General features: G+C 72.3%; 14 protein-coding genes. 10 read left to right on the forward strand and 4 right to left on the reverse strand.

Going from position 1 to position 16,177, the window contains the following annotated elements; translation table 11 throughout:
- Positions 1-32 precede the first annotated feature (32 nt).
- Both OIE75_RS36565 and rmdA read left to right on the forward strand, forming a co-directional pair.
- Positions 33-845 carry an SAM-dependent methyltransferase gene (locus OIE75_RS36565; RefSeq protein WP_307016583.1) on the forward strand — a complete coding sequence of 271 codons (813 nt, stop codon included), beginning with the start codon at positions 33-35 and terminating at the stop codon, positions 843-845.
- Positions 842-2,986, forward strand: a complete 2,145-nt coding sequence (gene rmdA, locus OIE75_RS36570) for a cyclic Di-GMP phosphodiesterase RmdA (RefSeq protein WP_329473493.1) — start codon at positions 842-844, stop codon at positions 2,984-2,986. Before OIE75_RS36565 ends, rmdA begins: the two co-directional genes overlap by 4 nt.
- Positions 2,987-3,116: 130 nt before the next feature.
- Here rmdA and OIE75_RS36575 read toward each other — a convergent pair whose 3' ends face one another.
- On the reverse strand, positions 3,117-4,001 hold the full coding sequence (locus OIE75_RS36575; protein WP_307016585.1) for a LysR family transcriptional regulator: 885 nt from the start codon (positions 3,999-4,001) through the stop codon (positions 3,117-3,119).
- 131 nt (positions 4,002-4,132) lie between these two features.
- Between OIE75_RS36575 and OIE75_RS36580 the strand changes: the two genes are divergently transcribed.
- From OIE75_RS36580 to OIE75_RS36605, 6 genes are all read left to right on the forward strand, one after another.
- Entirely contained in the window at positions 4,133-4,804 is a 672-nt protein-coding gene (locus OIE75_RS36580) for a succinate dehydrogenase (protein WP_307018256.1), read from the forward strand.
- 1 nt (position 4,805) lies between these two features.
- A complete protein-coding gene (locus tag OIE75_RS36585) occupies positions 4,806-6,755 on the forward strand; it encodes a fumarate reductase/succinate dehydrogenase flavoprotein subunit (RefSeq protein WP_307016586.1) in 1,950 nt (649 codons plus the stop codon).
- The gene (locus OIE75_RS36590; RefSeq protein WP_307016588.1) at positions 6,752-7,501 is read left to right on the forward strand and encodes a succinate dehydrogenase/fumarate reductase iron-sulfur subunit; all 750 of its coding nucleotides are present in this window, start codon (positions 6,752-6,754) and stop codon (positions 7,499-7,501) included. The genes OIE75_RS36585 and OIE75_RS36590 overlap by 4 nt, the downstream gene beginning before the upstream one ends.
- A 185-nt stretch (positions 7,502-7,686) precedes the next feature.
- Positions 7,687-8,457 carry a GNAT family N-acetyltransferase gene (locus OIE75_RS36595; RefSeq protein ID WP_329473494.1) on the forward strand — a complete coding sequence of 257 codons (771 nt, stop codon included), beginning with the start codon at positions 7,687-7,689 and terminating at the stop codon, positions 8,455-8,457.
- Entirely contained in the window at positions 8,457-9,293 is an 837-nt protein-coding gene (locus OIE75_RS36600) for a lysophospholipid acyltransferase family protein (protein ID WP_307016592.1), read from the forward strand. The genes OIE75_RS36595 and OIE75_RS36600 overlap by 1 nt, the downstream gene beginning before the upstream one ends.
- 72 nt (positions 9,294-9,365) lie before the next feature.
- Positions 9,366-10,361, forward strand: coding sequence for a PRC and DUF2382 domain-containing protein (locus OIE75_RS36605; RefSeq protein WP_329473495.1), 996 nt, complete (start codon positions 9,366-9,368; stop codon positions 10,359-10,361).
- A 45-nt stretch (positions 10,362-10,406) separates the two neighbouring features.
- Here the strand turns inward: OIE75_RS36605 and OIE75_RS36610 are convergent, their stop codons facing one another.
- Positions 10,407-12,752 carry an excinuclease ABC subunit UvrA gene (locus tag OIE75_RS36610; protein WP_329474140.1) on the reverse strand — a complete coding sequence of 782 codons (2,346 nt, stop codon included), beginning with the start codon at positions 12,750-12,752 and terminating at the stop codon, positions 10,407-10,409.
- Between the two features lie 78 nt (positions 12,753-12,830).
- Positions 12,831-13,850, reverse strand: a complete 1,020-nt coding sequence (locus OIE75_RS36615; RefSeq protein ID WP_329473496.1) for an LLM class flavin-dependent oxidoreductase — start codon at positions 13,848-13,850, stop codon at positions 12,831-12,833.
- Between the two features lie 59 nt (positions 13,851-13,909).
- Between OIE75_RS36615 and OIE75_RS36620 the strand changes: the two genes are divergently transcribed.
- Positions 13,910-14,401 carry a phosphatase domain-containing protein gene (locus OIE75_RS36620; protein WP_307016596.1) on the forward strand — a complete coding sequence of 164 codons (492 nt, stop codon included), beginning with the start codon at positions 13,910-13,912 and terminating at the stop codon, positions 14,399-14,401.
- A 22-nt stretch (positions 14,402-14,423) separates the two neighbouring features.
- Here the strand turns inward: OIE75_RS36620 and OIE75_RS36625 are convergent, their stop codons facing one another.
- Positions 14,424-14,639, reverse strand: a complete 216-nt coding sequence (locus tag OIE75_RS36625) for a dodecin (protein ID WP_122615348.1) — start codon at positions 14,637-14,639, stop codon at positions 14,424-14,426.
- 257 nt (positions 14,640-14,896) lie between these two features.
- On the opposite strand from OIE75_RS36625, the gene OIE75_RS36630 reads away from it, so the two are divergent.
- Positions 14,897-16,165, forward strand: a complete 1,269-nt coding sequence (locus OIE75_RS36630) for an extracellular solute-binding protein (protein ID WP_307016597.1) — start codon at positions 14,897-14,899, stop codon at positions 16,163-16,165.
- Positions 16,166-16,177: the final 12 nt, after the last annotated feature.

Below are 16,177 nucleotides of genomic sequence, written 5' to 3' on the forward strand. Positions count from 1 at the left end.
AACACCGGACCGGCTACGCCTTGGAGAACTGGATGGAGCGTCCCGCCTGGGCCCCCCGCAGCATCGACATCTCGGTGCCCAGCGTGTCCCGGATCTACGACTTCTACCTGGGCGGTTCGCACAACTTCGAGGTCGACCGGGAAGCCGCCCGCCGCGCCATGGAGTTCCTGCCGGGGCTCCCCAAGATCATGCAGGCGAACCGGGCGTTCATGCGCCGCGCCGTGCGCTTCGCGGCCGGACAGGGCATCGACCAGTTCCTGGACATCGGCTCCGGCATCCCCACCTTCGGCAACGTCCACGAGGTGGCCGGACGCGCGCGCCCCGGCGCCCGCGTCGTGTACGTCGACCACGACCCGGTGGCGGTCGCCCACAGCGAGGCCGTCCTGGCGGGCAACGACGACGCCGCGGTGGTGGCGGCGGACCTCCTCAAACCGGGGGAGATCCTCAACAGCCCCCAGGTGCGGGGGCTGATCGACCTGAATCGACCGGTCGCCCTCCTGCTGGTTGCCATACTGCACTTCGTGGAAGACGCGGACGACCCGTACGCGGCGGTGGCCGAGTTGAGCGACGCGCTCGCGCCCGGCAGCCTGCTCGTGCTCACGCATGCCTCGTACGAGGGAATCCCGCTGCCCGCCGAGCGGGCCGGGGGAGCGGTGGACGTGTACCGGGACATCCGCAATCCGCTGATCATGCGTTCGCGCGACGACATCGCGCGGTTCTTCAAGGGGTACGACATGGTGGAACCCGGACTGGTTCCGATGCCGCGCTGGCGGCCCGAGGGGTCGCCGGAGGACGAGGACCCGTACGCGTTCTCCGGGTTCGCCGGCGTGGGACGTACGGCGTGAGGGCGGAGCCGGACGGGCCGGAGGACAGACTGCGCAGGTTCGCGACGATCTGGAGCCGGGCCGTGTTCCCGGTGACCTCGACGTCGTCCACCCGGCCCGAGTTCGAGGACGAACTGCTGCCGCTGGCCCGCCGGCTGAGCGAGGTGCTGCGCGCCCGCGGCTTCGACGCCGCCGAGGCCCGGGCGGTCGGCGCCGCACTCGTCGACGCCCACTGCACCGACCCCGAGGCGCTCGCCCGGACGCTCGACTGCGTCGACGCCTACCTGGTGCTCTACTGCGGCGAGGACGGCGACCCCGAGGACCTGCGGGCCCGTTCGGCGCGGCTCCAGCACGCCATGGCCGCCGGGTTCGCCGGGGCGCTGCGGGCCAGGACCCTGGCCGAACAGGAGGCCATCGCGCAGGCCGCCCTGAAGGCGCAGGGCGTGGTGGCCGAGGCGCTGCACGCCAGCGAGGCCCGCTTCCGCGCGGTCTTCGAGGGTGCCGCCATAGGCATCGGCATCGCCGACCTGGACGGCAACGTCCTCCAGGTCAACGACGCCCTGATGCGCATGTTCGGAATCGCCGACCCGACGCTCGGCGGCCGCAGGGCGACCGAGTGGACGCACCCCGACGACGCGCCGCAGACCTGGCGGCTCTACGACGAGCTGGTGCGCGGCATGCGCGAGCACTACCACGTGGAGAAGGCCTTCTACCGGCCCGACGGCACGGTTCTGTGGACCAACCTGACCGTCTCCCTGCTGCGGGACGCCGACGGCCACCCGCAGTACCAGCTGGCGCTGATGGAGGACACCACGGAGCGGCGGCTGCTCAACCTGCGGCTGCGCTACGAGGCCACGCACGACGCGCTCACCGGGCTGCCCAACCGGAGCTTCTTCTTCGAACGCCTCGAGAAGGCCCTGAACGCGGGCCCGGGCCAGCGCTTCGGCCTGTGCTACCTCGACCTCGACGGTTTCAAGACCGTCAACGACAGCCTCGGCCACGCGGCCGGCGACCGGCTGCTGGTGGAGGTCGCCGACCGGCTCCAGGCCTGCGCCACGGCGCCCGGCGAGATGGTCGCCCGGCTCGGCGGCGACGAGTTCGTCGCCCTGACCACCGGCCCCGACACCCGGCACGAGGTCGACGAGCTGGCCGGCCGCATCATGAACGCGCTGCTCGCCCCGATCAGCGTCGACGGGCGCGAACTGACCGTGCGCGGCAGCATCGGCATCGTCGAGGGCCCGGCGGGCGAACGCAGCCCGGCGGAGGTGCTGCGCAGCGCCGACATCACCATGTACCGGGCCAAGTCGGCGGGCGGCAACCGCTTCGAGCTGGCCGACCCGGAGGCCGACGCGCGCGTCATCACCCGGCACGGGCTCACCACCGCGCTGCCGGCCGCCCTGGAGCGCGGCGAGTTCTTCATCGAGTACCAGCCGCTGGTCCACCTCGGCGACGGCAGTGTGCGCGGCGCCGAGGCGCTGGTGCGCTGGCTGCACCCGCAGCACGGGGTGCTCGGCCCTGACCGGTTCATCCCGCTCGCCGAGCACACGGGGCTGATCGTGCCGCTGGGCCGCTGGGTCCTGGAGCAGTCCGTGCGGCAGGCCCGAGCCTGGCGGGAACGGTACGGCGAGACGACCGCGGCGGGCCCGCTGCGCATCAACGTCAACCTCTCGCCCTGCCAGCTCACCCACCCGGGCCTGGTCCAGGACACCGTCGAGATCCTGGAGCGGACCGGGGTCGCGCCCGACGCGCTGTGTCTGGAGGTGACGGAGTCGGCGCTGATCGGCGCGGACGACGACCTGCTCAAGCCGCTGCGCCGGCTGGCCGAGATGGGCGTCGACATCGCCCTGGACGACTTCGGCACCGGCTACTCCAACCTCGCCAACCTGCGCAGGCTGCCGGTCAGCGTCCTCAAGCTGGACCGTTCCTTCACGCAGAGCATGCAGCGGTTCCCCGCCGACCCCGTGGACCTCAAGATCGTCGAGGGCATCGTCGCCCTGGCCCACAGCCTCGACCTCTCGGTCACCGTCGAGGGCGTGGAGACCGGCGCCCAGGCGGAACAGCTGCGCATACTGGGCTGCGACACGGCCCAGGGCTGGTACTACGCCCGCCCCGGCCCACCGGACCGGCTCCACCAACTGGCCCTGGTGGACGCGACCGGCTAGCACCCCAAAGGGGCGCGGGGCTCTGACATCATGCGGCTCCGCCGCGTGGGCGCGACCAGCCACAACGCACCCGCGGCCCCGGACGGCGCTGACCACCAACGGCGCCCCCGGGGCTCGCAAACAGGAACCGTCACCTTTCGAGCAGCATCCGCTGCAACTCCCGAGCCGCCCGCGGCGGAGCCACATCGCTGCGGTGCGCCAGCGCGATGGTCCGGTGCAGCCCGGGCCGGGCCAGTGGTGTCACCCGGAGTCCGCGGCCGGAGCGGGCCGCGACCATGCGGGGGACGACCGCCATCCCCAGCCCCGCCCGGACGAATCCCAGCACCGCGTCCATCTCCCCGCCCTCCACCGCGAAGTCCGGCTCGAACCCCGCGGAGCGGCACGCGGCGACGGTCAGCTCCCGCAGGTCGTAGCCGTGCCGGAACATCACCAGGCGTTCGCCCTCCAGGTCCGCGATGTCCACGGCCCGGCGTCCCCCGCCCGGCCGGGCCGACTCCGGGGACGACACCACGACCAGGTCCTCCCGCAGCAGCTCCACCGTGGTCAGCGCCGGCGAGGCGGTGGGCAGGGGGAGCACGACCAGCGCGAGGTCGAGCGCGCCGCGCGCCAGCTCCCGGACCAGGTCGAGCGAGCCGCCCTCCTCGATCAGCAACTGGATGCCGGGGTACCGGTCGTGGAACGCGCGCAGCACGTCGGGGAGCAGGCCCGTGCACAGGCTCGGCGTCGCGCCCAGCCGGACCCGGCCGCGACGCAGTTGCACGAGCTCCAGCACCTCGTGCCGCGCGGTGTCCGCGTCGGCCAGGATGCGCCGGGCCAGCGGCAGCAGCGCCTCCCCGGCGTCGGTGAGGGTGATGTTGCCGCGGGCCCGCAGGAACAGGTCCGCGCCCAGCTCCCGCTCCAGCGCCTTGATCTGCTGGGAGAGCGACGGCTGCGCCACGTGGACCGCCTCCGCGGCGCGCGTGAAGTGCCGCGTCTCGGCGACCGCCACGAAGTACTGGAGCTGTTGCAGCTGCATACGGCGAGCATACGCCGTCGATAGGGAATGCCTATGGAATCCAGGCAGACCATGTCTTGGACCGATGGGGCACCCTCCCCGTAACGTCCTGTGACATGGCTCTGGCAACGCGGACGGACCGACGGCCGTCCATGGCGCGCACCGTGTGGGACTCGACCGTCGGCAAGAAGACAGTGATGGCGGTCAGCGGTCTCGTCATGCTGCTCTACCTGGTCGCCCACATGATCGGGAACCTGAAGATCTTCTTCGGGCCGGAGGAGATCAATCACTACGCCCACTGGCTGCGTACCGTCGGCGAGCCGTTCATGCACTACGAGTGGACGCTCTGGCTGATCCGTGTCGTCCTCGTGGCCGCCGTGGTCGCCCACGCCACCTCCGCGTACCAGCTGAGCCGCCGCGACATCAAGGCGCGCCCCACCAAGTACGCGAACAAGAAGGCGGGCAAGAGCTTCGCCACCCGCACGATGCGCTGGGGCGGGATCATCCTCGGCCTGTTCATCGTCTGGCACATCCTCGACCTGACGACCGGCACCGTGCACCCGGGCGGCTACGAGCACCTGCGCCCGTACCAGAACATCATCGACACGTTCTCCACGTGGTACGGGAACGTCGTCTACATCGCCGCCGTGGTCGCCCTCGGCTTCCACGTCCGGCACGGTCTGTGGAGCGCCGCCCAGACCCTCGGCGTCGGCAGCCGCACCCGCGACCGCGCCCTGAAGACCATCGCGAACGTCCTCGCGCTGCTGCTCACGGTCGGCTTCGTCGCCGTACCCGTGGGCGTCATGACCGGAGTGGTGAGCTGACATGACAACCTACGCCGACTACACGACCGGTGAGCCGGTCGCCGACACCAAGGCCCCCGAGGGTCCGGTCAGCGAGCGCTGGGACACGCGCCGCTTCGAGGCGAAGCTGGTCAACCCCGCCAACCGGCGCAAGCAGACCGTCATCGTCGTCGGCACCGGCCTCGCGGGCGGCTCCGCCGGCGCCACCCTCGCCGAACAGGGCTACCACGTCGTCCAGTTCTGCTACCAGGACTCCCCGCGCCGGGCGCACTCCATCGCCGCGCAGGGCGGCATCAACGCCGCGAAGAACTACCGCAACGACGGTGACTCGATCCACCGCCTGTTCTACGACACCGTCAAGGGCGGAGACTTCCGCTCCCGCGAGTCCAACGTGCACCGGCTGGCGCAGATCTCGGTCGAGATCATCGACCAGTGCGTCGCGCAGGGCGTGCCCTTCGCCCGCGAGTACGGCGGCCTCCTCGACACCCGCTCCTTCGGCGGCGTCCAGGTCTCCCGCACTTTCTACGCGCGGGGCCAGACGGGCCAGCAGCTGCTCCTCGGCGCCTACCAGGCGCTCAGCAGGCAGATCGCGGCCGGCAACATCGAGATGCACCCGCGCACCGAGATGCTCGACCTGGTCGTCGTGGACGGGCGGGCGCGCGGCATCGTCGCCCGGGACCTGATCACCGGGAAGATCGACACCTACTTCGCGGACGCCGTCGTGCTGGCCAGCGGTGGCTACGGCAACGTCTTCTACCTGTCGACCAACGCCATGAACTCCAACGCGACCGCCGTCTGGCGGGCGCACCGGCGCGGCGCCTACTTCGCCAACCCCTGCTTCACGCAGATCCACCCCACGTGCATCCCGCGCACCGGCGACCACCAGTCCAAGCTCACGCTGATGAGCGAGTCGCTGCGCAACGACGGCCGGATCTGGGTGCCGAAGGCCAAGGGCGACGACCGGCCGCCGAACAAGATCCCCGAGGACGAGCGCGACTACTATCTGGAGCGCATCTACCCGTCCTTCGGCAACCTCGTCCCCCGCGACATCGCCTCCCGCGCCGCGAAGAACGTCTGCGACGAGGGCCGGGGCGTCGGCCCCGGCGGCCAGGGCGTGTACCTGGACTTCGCCGACGCGATCGAGCGCATGGGGCGCAAGACGGTCGAGGCCAAGTACGGGAACCTCTTCGACATGTACCAGCGGATCACCGACGAGGACCCGTACCGGGTGCCGATGCGGATCTACCCCGCGGTGCACTACACGATGGGCGGTCTGTGGGTCGACTACGACCTCCAGACCACCGTCCCCGGTCTGTTCGCGATCGGCGAGGCGAACTTCTCCGACCACGGGGCCAACCGGCTCGGCGCCTCCGCGCTCATGCAGGGCCTGGCGGACGGCTACTTCGTCCTTCCGGCCACCATCAACGACTACCTCGCCCGCAACCCGCACAAGGACGAGGTGAACGACGACCATCCGGCGGTGCAGGAGGTGGTCGCCGAGACCGAGGACCGGCTCAACCTGCTCCTCTCCGTGGACGGCGACCGCACCCCGGACTCCTTCCACCGCGAACTGGGCGAGCTGATGTGGGAGTTCTGCGGCATGGCCCGTACCGACTCCGGCCTGCGCAAGGCGCTGGAGCGCATCCCGCAGATCCGCGAGGAGTTCTGGCGCCGTATCAAGGTCCCGGGCACCGGCGAGGAGTTCAACCAGTCCCTGGAGAAGGCCAACCGCGTCGTCGACTACCTGGAGCTCGCCGAGCTGATGTGCCTCGACGCGCTGCACCGCTCCGAGTCCTGCGGCGGCCACTTCCGCGAGGAGTCCCAGACCCCCGACGGCGAGGCGGCCCGCAAGGACGACGAGTTCGGCTACGCCGCCGCCTGGGAGTTCACCGGCACCGGCGACGCGCCCACCCTGCACAAGGAAGACCTGGTCTTCGAGTACGTCCACCCCACCCAGCGGAGCTACGCATGAAGCTCACCCTGCGCGTCTGGCGGCAGAAGAACGCCGACGCCGACGGCGCCATGTCCACGTACGAGGTGGACGGGATCTCCCGCGACATGTCCTTCCTGGAGATGCTCGACACCCTCAACGAGGAACTCATCCTCAAGGGCGAGGACCCCGTCGCCTTCGACCACGACTGCCGCGAGGGCATCTGCGGCGCCTGCTCGCTGGTCATCAACGGTGACGCGCACGGACCCGAGCGCACCACCACCTGCCAGCTGCACATGCGGTCCTTCCAGGACGGCGACACGATCGACATCGAGCCGTGGCGGGCGTCGGCCTTTCCGGTCGTGAAGGACCTGGTCGTCGACCGGTCCGCCTTCGACCGGATCATCCAGGCCGGGGGCTACATCACCGCGCCGACCGGCGCCGCGCCGGAGGCCCACGCCGCGCCGGTGCCCAAGCCGGACGCCGACTTCGCCTTCGAGCACGCCGAGTGCATCGGGTGCGGGGCGTGTGTCGCGGCGTGCCCGAACGGAGCGGCGATGCTGTTCACCTCCGCGAAGGTGAACCATCTCAACGTCCTTCCGCAGGGGGCGCCCGAGCGGGAGACGCGGGTGCTGGACATGGTGGGGCAGATGGACGAGGAGGGGTTCGGCGGGTGCACGCTGACGGGTGAGTGTGCGACTGCTTGCCCCAAGGGCATTCCGCTGATGTCCATCACCAGCATGAACAAGGAGTGGCTGCGGGCCACCCGCAGGGCGGGCAGGCGCTAGCCGGACGAACGTTCGCCGTCACGTGCGGACGGGCGGGGTCGGGGGAGGTGCTCCCCCCGGCCCCGTCTCGCGTTCGCTCCCGGCATTCAGCAAGCGCACATCCGCTCTCCCGGCACTGGTCACGCGCAGTACAGCCGGCGTCGGAAGAACTGTGGCGGACCCGCACCGCGACCAGGAGAGCACCCATGACCGGCGTACTGACCGCAGACCGTCCCTCGATGCCCGCCGCACCCCACCGCTACACGGTCGCCCTCGCCCGCGACGAGGAGGACGTGCGGGCCGCTCAGCGGCTGCGGCACGACGTCTTCGCCGGGGAGATGGGCGCGCTGCTGGCGAGCGCGCAGCCCGGGCACGACGTCGACCCCTTCGACGCGTACTGCGACCACCTGCTCGTGCGCGAGGAGACGACCGGGCAGGTCGTCGGCACCTACCGGCTGCTGCCCCCGGAGCGCGCGGCGGTCGCCGGACGGCTGTACGCGGAGAGCGAGTTCGACCTCACGGCGCTCGACGCGATCCGGCCCGGGCTGGTCGAGGTCGGCCGCTCCTGCGTGCACCCGGCCCACCGTGACGGCGCCGTCATCGGGCTCATCTGGGCCGGCATAGCCCGCTACATGACCGACCGGGGCCACGAGTGGCTGGCGGGCTGCTGCTCGCTCCCGCTCGCCGACGGCGGATCGCTCGCCGCCGGCACCTGGGACCGCGTGCGGGCCAAGAACCTGGCGCCCGAGGAATACCGGGTGCGGCCGCTGCTGCCGTGGATCCCGCGCGCGGCCGCGCCCGCCGCCCGCACCGAACTGCCCGCCCTGTTGCGCGGCTACCTCCGCCTCGGCGCCTGGGTCTGCGGGGAACCCGCGCACGACGTGGACTTCGGCGTCGCCGACCTGTACGTGCTGCTGCCGATGAGCCGGGTCGACCCGCGCTACCTGCGGCACTTCCTCTCGCTCGTCCCGGCCTGATGAGCGCCTGGCTGCCGGTCGCCCCCTGCACCCCGGCGACCTGCGTGGACCCGTCCCGGGCCGCGGTGACCGTACCGCGCGCCGTGCTGCGGCTCGCCGCGGTCGCCGTGCTGGTCCTCGCCGCGGTCGCGGTCGTGCTGACGCCGGTCCGGCGGTGGGTGCCGTCCGTCGTGGTGGCGTACTGGTCCCGGTGGGTGGTGCGGGCCGCGGGTGTGCGGGTCCGCGTCACCGGTGCCGCCCCGCCCGCGGGCGGGCTGCTCCTCGTCGCCAACCACGTCTCGTGGCTCGACATCCCGCTGCTGGCCGCCGTACGCCCCGCCAGGATGCTGGCCAAGAGCGAGATCCGGGGCTGGCCGGTGGCGGGCGCGCTGGCCGCACGCGGCGGGGTGCTGTTCATCGAACGCGAGCGGCTGCGGGCGCTGCCGGACACGGTCGCCGCGCTCGCGCTGGCCCTGCGCGCGGGCGCCGCCGTCGCCGCCTTCCCCGAGGGCAGCACCTGGTGCGGGCGCGCCGGGGGTGCCTACCGCCGGGCCGTGTTCCAGGCCGCGTTGGACGCCGGGGTGCCGGTCCAGCCGGTGCGTCTTCGGTACCGGGCCGGGGAGCGGGAGGTGAGCACGGCACCGGCGTTCGTCGGCACGGAGACCCTGCTCGCCTCCATGTGGCGGGTGGCGTCGGCCCGCGGGCTGACCGCCGAGGTGGAGGTGTGCCCCGTCGTACCGCCCGGCCGCCACCACGACCGCCGCTCCCTGGCGGAGGCGGCCCAGCGGACGGCTCCGCCCGCCGACCCGCACGGTCACCTGGGGAAAGCACCTTCGAAAAGTATGTGTGTTTTATGAGGTATGTGCCGTTTCCGTAGCGCTGGATGCGGACAACCGGAAGGCAGGCACTCGAAAGGAGGGTGATGGCAGATGATCACCCGTGAAGAGATCGCCAACGTCCTGGACCAACCGGTCTACGACGGGGACGGCAACAAGATCGGCGACGCCAAGCATGTCTTCTTCGACGACATGACCGGGCGTCCCGAGTGGGTGAGCGTCAAGACGGGCATGTTCGGCTCCAGCGAGTCCTTCGTGCCCATCCGCGACGCCGCGCTGGTGCAGGACCACCTAGAGGTTCCCTACGGCAAGGACCAGGTCAAGGGCGCGCCCAGTGTCGACGTCGACGCGGGCGGCCATCTGTCGGAGACCGAGGAACACCGGCTCTACGACTACTACGGCATCAACTGGGACAGCGTGCTGTCCGAGGCCGAGCGGACCGACGACGGCCGCTGGGCCGCCGGTCCCGGACCGGCGGGCACGGCAGGAGCCGCCGGCGCGGCGGGTGCCGCGGGTCTGGCGGGCACGACCCGTGGGACCGGCGACACGGACATGGGCCGTGACACGGACATGGGCCGTGACACGGGCATGGGCCACGACACGAGCATCGGCACCGGAACGGACATGGGCACGGGCAGCGCGGCCGGAATGGCCGGACGCCGGGACGCCCCCGACCGTACGGGCCTGCGCGAGGACGAGGCCATGACCCGTTCCGAGGAGCAGATGCACGTCGGCGTCGAACGACGTGAGACGGGCCGCGCCAGGCTGCGCAAGTACGTGGTCACCGAAGAGGTGCAGCAGACCGTGCCCCTGAAGCACGAGGAAGTGCGTGTGGTGCGCGAGCCGATCACGGACGCCAACCGTGGCGACGCGCTGTCCGGGCCGGAGATCAGCGAGGCAGAGCACGAGGTCACGCTGCACGCGGAACGCCCCGTCGTGGAGACCGAGGCGGTCCCGGTGGAGCGCGTCCGCATGACCATGGAGGAGCACACCGAGAACGAGACGGTGCGCGGCCAGGTCCGCAAGGAGCGGATCGAGGCCGAGACCGAGTCCATCGACGAGGACGACATTCCCCGGGGCCGCGAGTGACCGTCCCCCGCCCTCACCGCGAGAACGAGCGCCGGTGAACCGGCTTCACCGGCGCGTCCCGCCGTCCAGGGCCCGGTCCAGATAGGGCGCGGTGGCACTGCCGTCGGCACGCGCCACCTCGCCGGGCGCCCCCGCGGCGACGATCCGCCCGCCCGCGTCACCGCCGCCCGGCCCGAGGTCGATCACGTGGTCGGCGCCCGCCACCACGGTCATGTCGTGCTCCACGACGACCACCGTGTGCCCGGCGTCCACGAGACCGTGCAACTGGCGCATCAGCACCTCGACATCCGCTGGATGCAGGCCGGTCGTCGGCTCGTCGAGGAGGTACAGGGTGTGGCTGCGGCGGCCCCGCTGGAGTTCGCTCGCCAGCTTGATGCGCTGCGCCTCCCCGCCGGACAGCTCGGTGGCGGGCTGACCGAGCCGCAGATAGCCGAGCCCGACGTCGAGCAGCGCGGCCAGGCTCCGCGCCACCGGCGGAGTGTCCGCGAAGAACTCCGCCGCGTCCTCCACCGTGAGGTCGAGGACCTCGGCGATGTTCCGTCCCCGGTACGCCACTTCGAGTGTCCCGGGGTTGTAGCGCGCCCCGCCGCAGTCGGGGCACGGCGCGTACGTGCTCGGCAGGAACAGCAGCTCGACGCTGACGAACCCCTCGCCCTGGCAGGTCTCGCAGCGCCCGCCCGGCACGTTGAAGGAGAAGCGGCCCACGCCGTACCCGCGCTCCCGGGCCTGGTCGGTGGCGGCGAACGCCTTGCGCACGACGTCGAACAGGCCCGTGTACGTGGCCAGGTTGGAGCGCGGGGTGCGTCCGATCGGCCGCTGGTCGACGGAGACCAGCCGCCCCACCCCCGGCAGGTCCTCGGTGATCTCGCCGACGAGCGTCGACTTGCCCGAGCCGGAGACGCCGGTCACCGCGGTGAGCACACCGAGCGGGAAGTCCGCGGTCACCCCGCGCAGGTTGTGCCGGGTGACCGGACCGACCGTCAAGGTGCCCCGGGAGGCCCGCGCCCGGCGTACGGGGGCGGGGGAGCGGTCGAAGAGATGACGGGCGGTCGCGGACCCGGTGACCTCCGCCAGTCCGGCGACCGGGCCGCTGTACAGCACCCGCCCGCCGTGCTCGCCCGCCAGCGGGCCGACGTCCACGATCCAGTCGGCGCCGCGCATCACGCCGAGGTGGTGCTCCACCACGAACACCGAGTTGCCGGCCGCCTTCAGCCGCTCCAGCACCGTCAGCAGCGCCTCGGTGTCCGCCGGGTGCAGCCCCGCCGACGGCTCGTCGAGGACGTACACCACCCCGAAGAGCCCGGAGCGCAGCTGCGTCGCCAGCCGCAGCCGCTGCAGCTCGCCCGCCGACAGGGTGGGCGTCGGCCGGTCCAGGCTCAGATAGCCGAGGCCCAGCTCGACGACGGGCGTGATGCGGGAGACCAGGTCGCCGGTGAGGACCTTCGCCGTCTCGCCCTCGGTCGGCAGCACCCCGGCCAGCTCCGTGAGCGGCAGCGCGGCCAGTTCGGCGATGGTCCGGCCGCCGACGGTCACCGCCAGCGACTCGGCCCGCAGCCTCCCGCCGCCGCAGACGGGACAGGGCGTACTGGTGAGGAAGCGCTCGGCCTTCGCCCGCAGTGTGGCGCTCCTGGAGTCCGAGAACGTCTTCATCACGTACCGCCGGGCGCTCATGTACGTGCCCTGGTACGGCCGCTGGATGCGTCCCGCGTCGCGCACCGGGTGCACCGTGACCACGGGCTGCTCGTCCGTGAACAGGATCCACTCGCGCTCGGCGGGGGGCAGCTCGCGCCAGGGCCGGTCCACGTCGTACCCGAGCGCGTCGAGGACGTCCCGCAGGTTCTTGCCCTGCCAGGCGCCCGGCCACGCGGCGATCGCGCCGTCCCGGATCGACAGCGCCGGGTCCGGGACCAGCAGTTCCTCGGTCGTGCGGTGCACCCGGCCGAGCCCGTGGCACTCGGGGCAGGCCCCGGCCGCCGTGTTCGGCGAGAAGGCGTCGGAGTCCATCCGCTCGACGCCCGGCGGATAGTCGCCGGCGCGTGAGAAGAGCATCCGCAGGGAGTTGGAGAGGTTCGTGACGGTGCCCACCGAGGAACGGGACGTCGGAGCCGCGCGGCGCTGCTGGAGCGACACGGCGGGCGGCAGCCCGGTGATCTCGCCCACCTTCGGCGCTCCGACCTGGTGGATCAGCCGGCGGGCGTACGGCGCGACCGACTCGAAGTAGCGCCGCTGCGCCTCCGCGTAGACCGTCCCGAAGGCCAGCGACGACTTCCCGGACCCGGAGACACCGGTGAAGACCGCGACCACGTCCCGGGGGACGTCCACGTCCACGCCCTTCAGGTTGTGCTCGCGGGCGTCGCGCACCCGGACGTACGGGTCGTGGGGGCTGTGCATCGCGGGGAACTCCGTACGGTCTTCGGTCACGGCGGTCTTCGGCCACGGCGGGGAATGCGGGGGACAAACCCCGCGATTCTACGCCGGAGCGGCGGACGTCCCCGCGCCGACGACGCGGGCGAGCCGCCGGTAGGAGTCCAGCAGCGCCCCGCGGTCGTACGTGCTGGTGGTCACCAGCACCTCCTGGGCGCCGGTCTCCTTCACCAGTGTCTCCAGCGCGTCGGCGACCTGCTCCTCGGTGCCGGCGACGTGCCCGGCGAGCCCGGACTCGTACAGGTCGCGTTCCTTGGCGGTCATCGTCCGCGCCTCGACCTCCTCGGCCGGGGGCAGCGGCGGGAAGGTGCCGCGGGTGCGTGCGTGGGCCATGGACCAGGCCTCCGGTACCAGGAGCCGCCGGGCCGCCTCGGGGGTGCCGGCCACGGCGACGGTGCCGGACACGACGACGTACGGCTCCGGGCTCCACTCGGAGGGGCGGAACCCGGCGCGGTAGCGGTCGATGCCCCGGCGCATGCGGTCGCGGTCGCGCAGGTCGCCGATGACCATCGGCAGGCCCGCGCGGGCCGCCACGGCCGCGCCCTCGCCCATCGCCAGGACGAAGGGCGGAACGGTCAGCCCCTCGGCGGGGCGGGCGTGCGCGCCGGTCGGGGAGGTGCCGCGGAACCATCCCAGCAGCTCGGCCAGTTGCCCCGCGAAGTCGTCGGCGTCGTCCTTGTCGCGGCCCAGCGCCCGGCGGACCCCGTCGGTGAAGCCCACCGAGCGGCCCAGCCCCATGTCGATCCGGCCGGGGAAGAGCGACTCCAGCACGCCGAACTGCTCGGCCACCACCAGGGGCCGGTGATTGGGCAGCATCACGCCCCCGGTGCCCACGCGTACGCGGCTCGTGGCGCCGGCCACCGCCGCCGCGAGCACGGTCGGCGCCGAGCCCGCCACTCCGGGCACGCCGTGGTGCTCCGACACCCAGAACCGGTGGTAACCGAGCCGCTCCGCCTCCCGCGCCAGCTCCACGGTGTCCCGCAGCGCCTCCGCCGCGGTCCGGCCGGCCCGGATGCGGGAGCGGTCGAGGACGGAGAAGCGCGTGGTGGCGATCGTCGAGGTCACATCCGGTTCAACGTCCGGGGCCCGCACAGATTCCCGGTGCCGCGTTCTAGTGTGGTCGGGTGACCGACAGCAGCAGGCCCCCGGTGGCCGTGTTCGACCTGGACAACACCCTCGCGGACACCGCGCACCGGCAGCGCTTCCTGGAGCGCCGGCCGCGCGACTGGGACGCGTTCTTCGCCGCCGCCCCGCACGATCCGCCGCTCGCGGAGGGCGTCGCGCTCGTGCGGGAGCGCGCCGAGGAGTGCGAGATCGTCTATCTGACCGGGCGGCCCGAGCGCTGCCGCCGCGACACGCTCGACTGGCTGGCCGCGCACGGCCTGCCCGAGGGGCCCGTGCACATGCGGGGCAACGCCGACCGGCGGCCCGCCCGGCGCACCAAGCTGGAGATCCTGCGGCGGCTCGCCCGCACCCGCGAGGTCCGGGTCCTCGTCGACGACGACGAGCTGGTCTGCGACGACGCCGAGCGGGCCGGTTTCGCCGTCGTCCGGGCGCGCTGGGCGGAGCGTTCGGCCGCGCTGCGGGTGGCGCAGGAGCGCGAGGGGCGCACCTGACGTCCGGTGAGGCGCCGAGCGCTCAGTCCGACTCCTCCAGGCGGAAACCGACCTTGAGGCCGACCTGCCAGTGCGCGACCTCGCCGTCCTCGATCTGGCCGCGCACCTGGGTCACCTCGAACCAGTCCAGGTTGCGCAGCGTCCGCTGGGCGCGCCTGACGCCGTTGCGGACGGCCTGGTCGACGCCGTCCGGCGAGGTGCCGACGATCTCGGTGACCCGGTAGGTGTGGTTCGACATGCGGGTGCTCCCTTCCGCGGGGGCGGCGGTGTGTCATGCGTCACTCCACCGTGCCCCAAGTCATGGCGGAGCGCGAGGTGTCGCCCTCCCGGGTGGGTAACCCTGCGTCACCCCCTTGACCCCTCCTATTGGTACATACCAAAATTCCAGACACCCGTTCGAGCCTCGGGCTCGCCCCCCATGTCGGGTCTCCCTTCGCGTGCGCAGGACACCCCTGTCCGCCTCCGCCCCCTGTCCGTCAGACAGAAGGACCCCTCGTGAGACGACGCCCCCTCGCCCTTGTCTGTGTGTCCGCCTCCCTGCTCAGCGGCTGCGGGCTGATCTCGCAGGACGGCGGGAGCGAGCGGCGCACCGTCACCGTGTGGCTGATGAAGGACAGCGCCTCGCAGGACTTCCTGCGGCGGTTCACCGAGGACTTCGAGAAGGACAACCCCGAACTCGACCTCGACATCCGCATCCAGGAGTGGACCGGCATCGGCGACAAGGTGCAGACCGCGCTGAAGGGCGACGGCACGGACGGGCCGGACGTCATCGAGGTCGGCAACACCCAGGTGCCGCAGTACGCGGAGGGCGGCCGGCTCCAGGACCTGACCCTCGAGTCGATGCGCGACTGGGGCATCCGCGACTGGCTGCCGGGCCTCGCCGAACCCGGGCAGTACATGTCCCAGCAGTTCGGCATCCCCTGGTACGCCGCCAACCGCGTCGTCATCTACCGCAAGGACCTCTTCGAGCAGGCCGGCGTCGCCGAGCCGCCCCGCAGCCGCGAGGAGTGGATCACCGCCACCGAGAAGCTCGACGCCGACGGCCGCCAGGGCATCTACCTCGCCGGACAGGACTGGTACACGCTCTCCGGCTTCATCTGGGACGAGGGCGGCGAGCTGGCCACCCAGGCCGGAAACGGCGGCACGTGGACGGGCGACCTGGACTCCGCGGCCGCCCTGCGCGGCATGGACTTCTACCGGGAACTGCAGGCCCTCGGCGACGGGCCGGTCGACGCCGACGAGGAACACCCCCCGCAGGGCGACGTGTTCGCCAAGGGGCAGGTCGCGCAGATCGTCGCGGTTCCGGGCCTCGCCCAGTCCATCGTCCGCGCGAACCCCGAACTCAAGGGCAAGCTGGGCTTCTTCCCGGTGCCCGGCAAGACGGCCGACGAGCCCGGCGCCGTCTTCACCGGCGGCTCCGACCTCGTCGTCCCGAAGAACGCCGACGAACACGAGGGCGCCCTCGCCGTGGTCGACGCGCTGGCCGGCGCCAAGTGGAACACTGACCTGGCCCGCACCATGAACTACGTCCCCAACAAGGCGTCCCTCGCCAAGGCCGTCGCCGGTGAGGAGGGTGCCGAGGCGATGGCGGCCGGCGCGGCCCAGGGCCGGGCCACCCCCGGCACGCCGCGCTGGGGCGCCGTGGAGGCGGACAACCCGATCAAGGGCTACATGACCAAGGTGCTCTCGGGGTCCGACGCGAAGTCGGAGGCCCGCCGGGCCTCCGACCGCATCACCGAACTGCTGGACGTCAACGCCCGCTGAGCCCGCGCGGGT

This window comes from Streptomyces sp. NBC_01723, assembly GCF_036246005.1.
GTDB lineage: Bacteria > Actinomycetota > Actinomycetes > Streptomycetales > Streptomycetaceae > Streptomyces.

Coding starts and splice junctions, on each gene's coding strand:
- OIE75_RS36580 (WP_307018256.1), top strand. CDS start 4,133: ATGGCGCGCACCGTGTGGGACTCGACCGTCGGCAAGAAGACAGTGATG.
- OIE75_RS36595 (WP_329473494.1), top strand. CDS start 7,687: ATGACCGGCGTACTGACCGCAGACCGTCCCTCGATGCCCGCCGCACCC.
- OIE75_RS36585 (WP_307016586.1), top strand. CDS start 4,806: ATGACAACCTACGCCGACTACACGACCGGTGAGCCGGTCGCCGACACC.
- OIE75_RS36610 (WP_329474140.1), bottom strand. CDS start 12,752: ATGCACAGCCCCCACGACCCGTACGTCCGGGTGCGCGACGCCCGCGAG.
- OIE75_RS36575 (WP_307016585.1), bottom strand. CDS start 4,001: ATGCAGCTGCAACAGCTCCAGTACTTCGTGGCGGTCGCCGAGACGCGG.
- OIE75_RS36605 (WP_329473495.1), top strand. CDS start 9,366: ATGATCACCCGTGAAGAGATCGCCAACGTCCTGGACCAACCGGTCTAC.
- OIE75_RS36565 (WP_307016583.1), top strand. CDS start 33: ATGGAGCGTCCCGCCTGGGCCCCCCGCAGCATCGACATCTCGGTGCCC.
- OIE75_RS36600 (WP_307016592.1), top strand. CDS start 8,457: ATGAGCGCCTGGCTGCCGGTCGCCCCCTGCACCCCGGCGACCTGCGTG.
- OIE75_RS36590 (WP_307016588.1), top strand. CDS start 6,752: ATGAAGCTCACCCTGCGCGTCTGGCGGCAGAAGAACGCCGACGCCGAC.
- OIE75_RS36625 (WP_122615348.1), bottom strand. CDS start 14,639: ATGTCGAACCACACCTACCGGGTCACCGAGATCGTCGGCACCTCGCCG.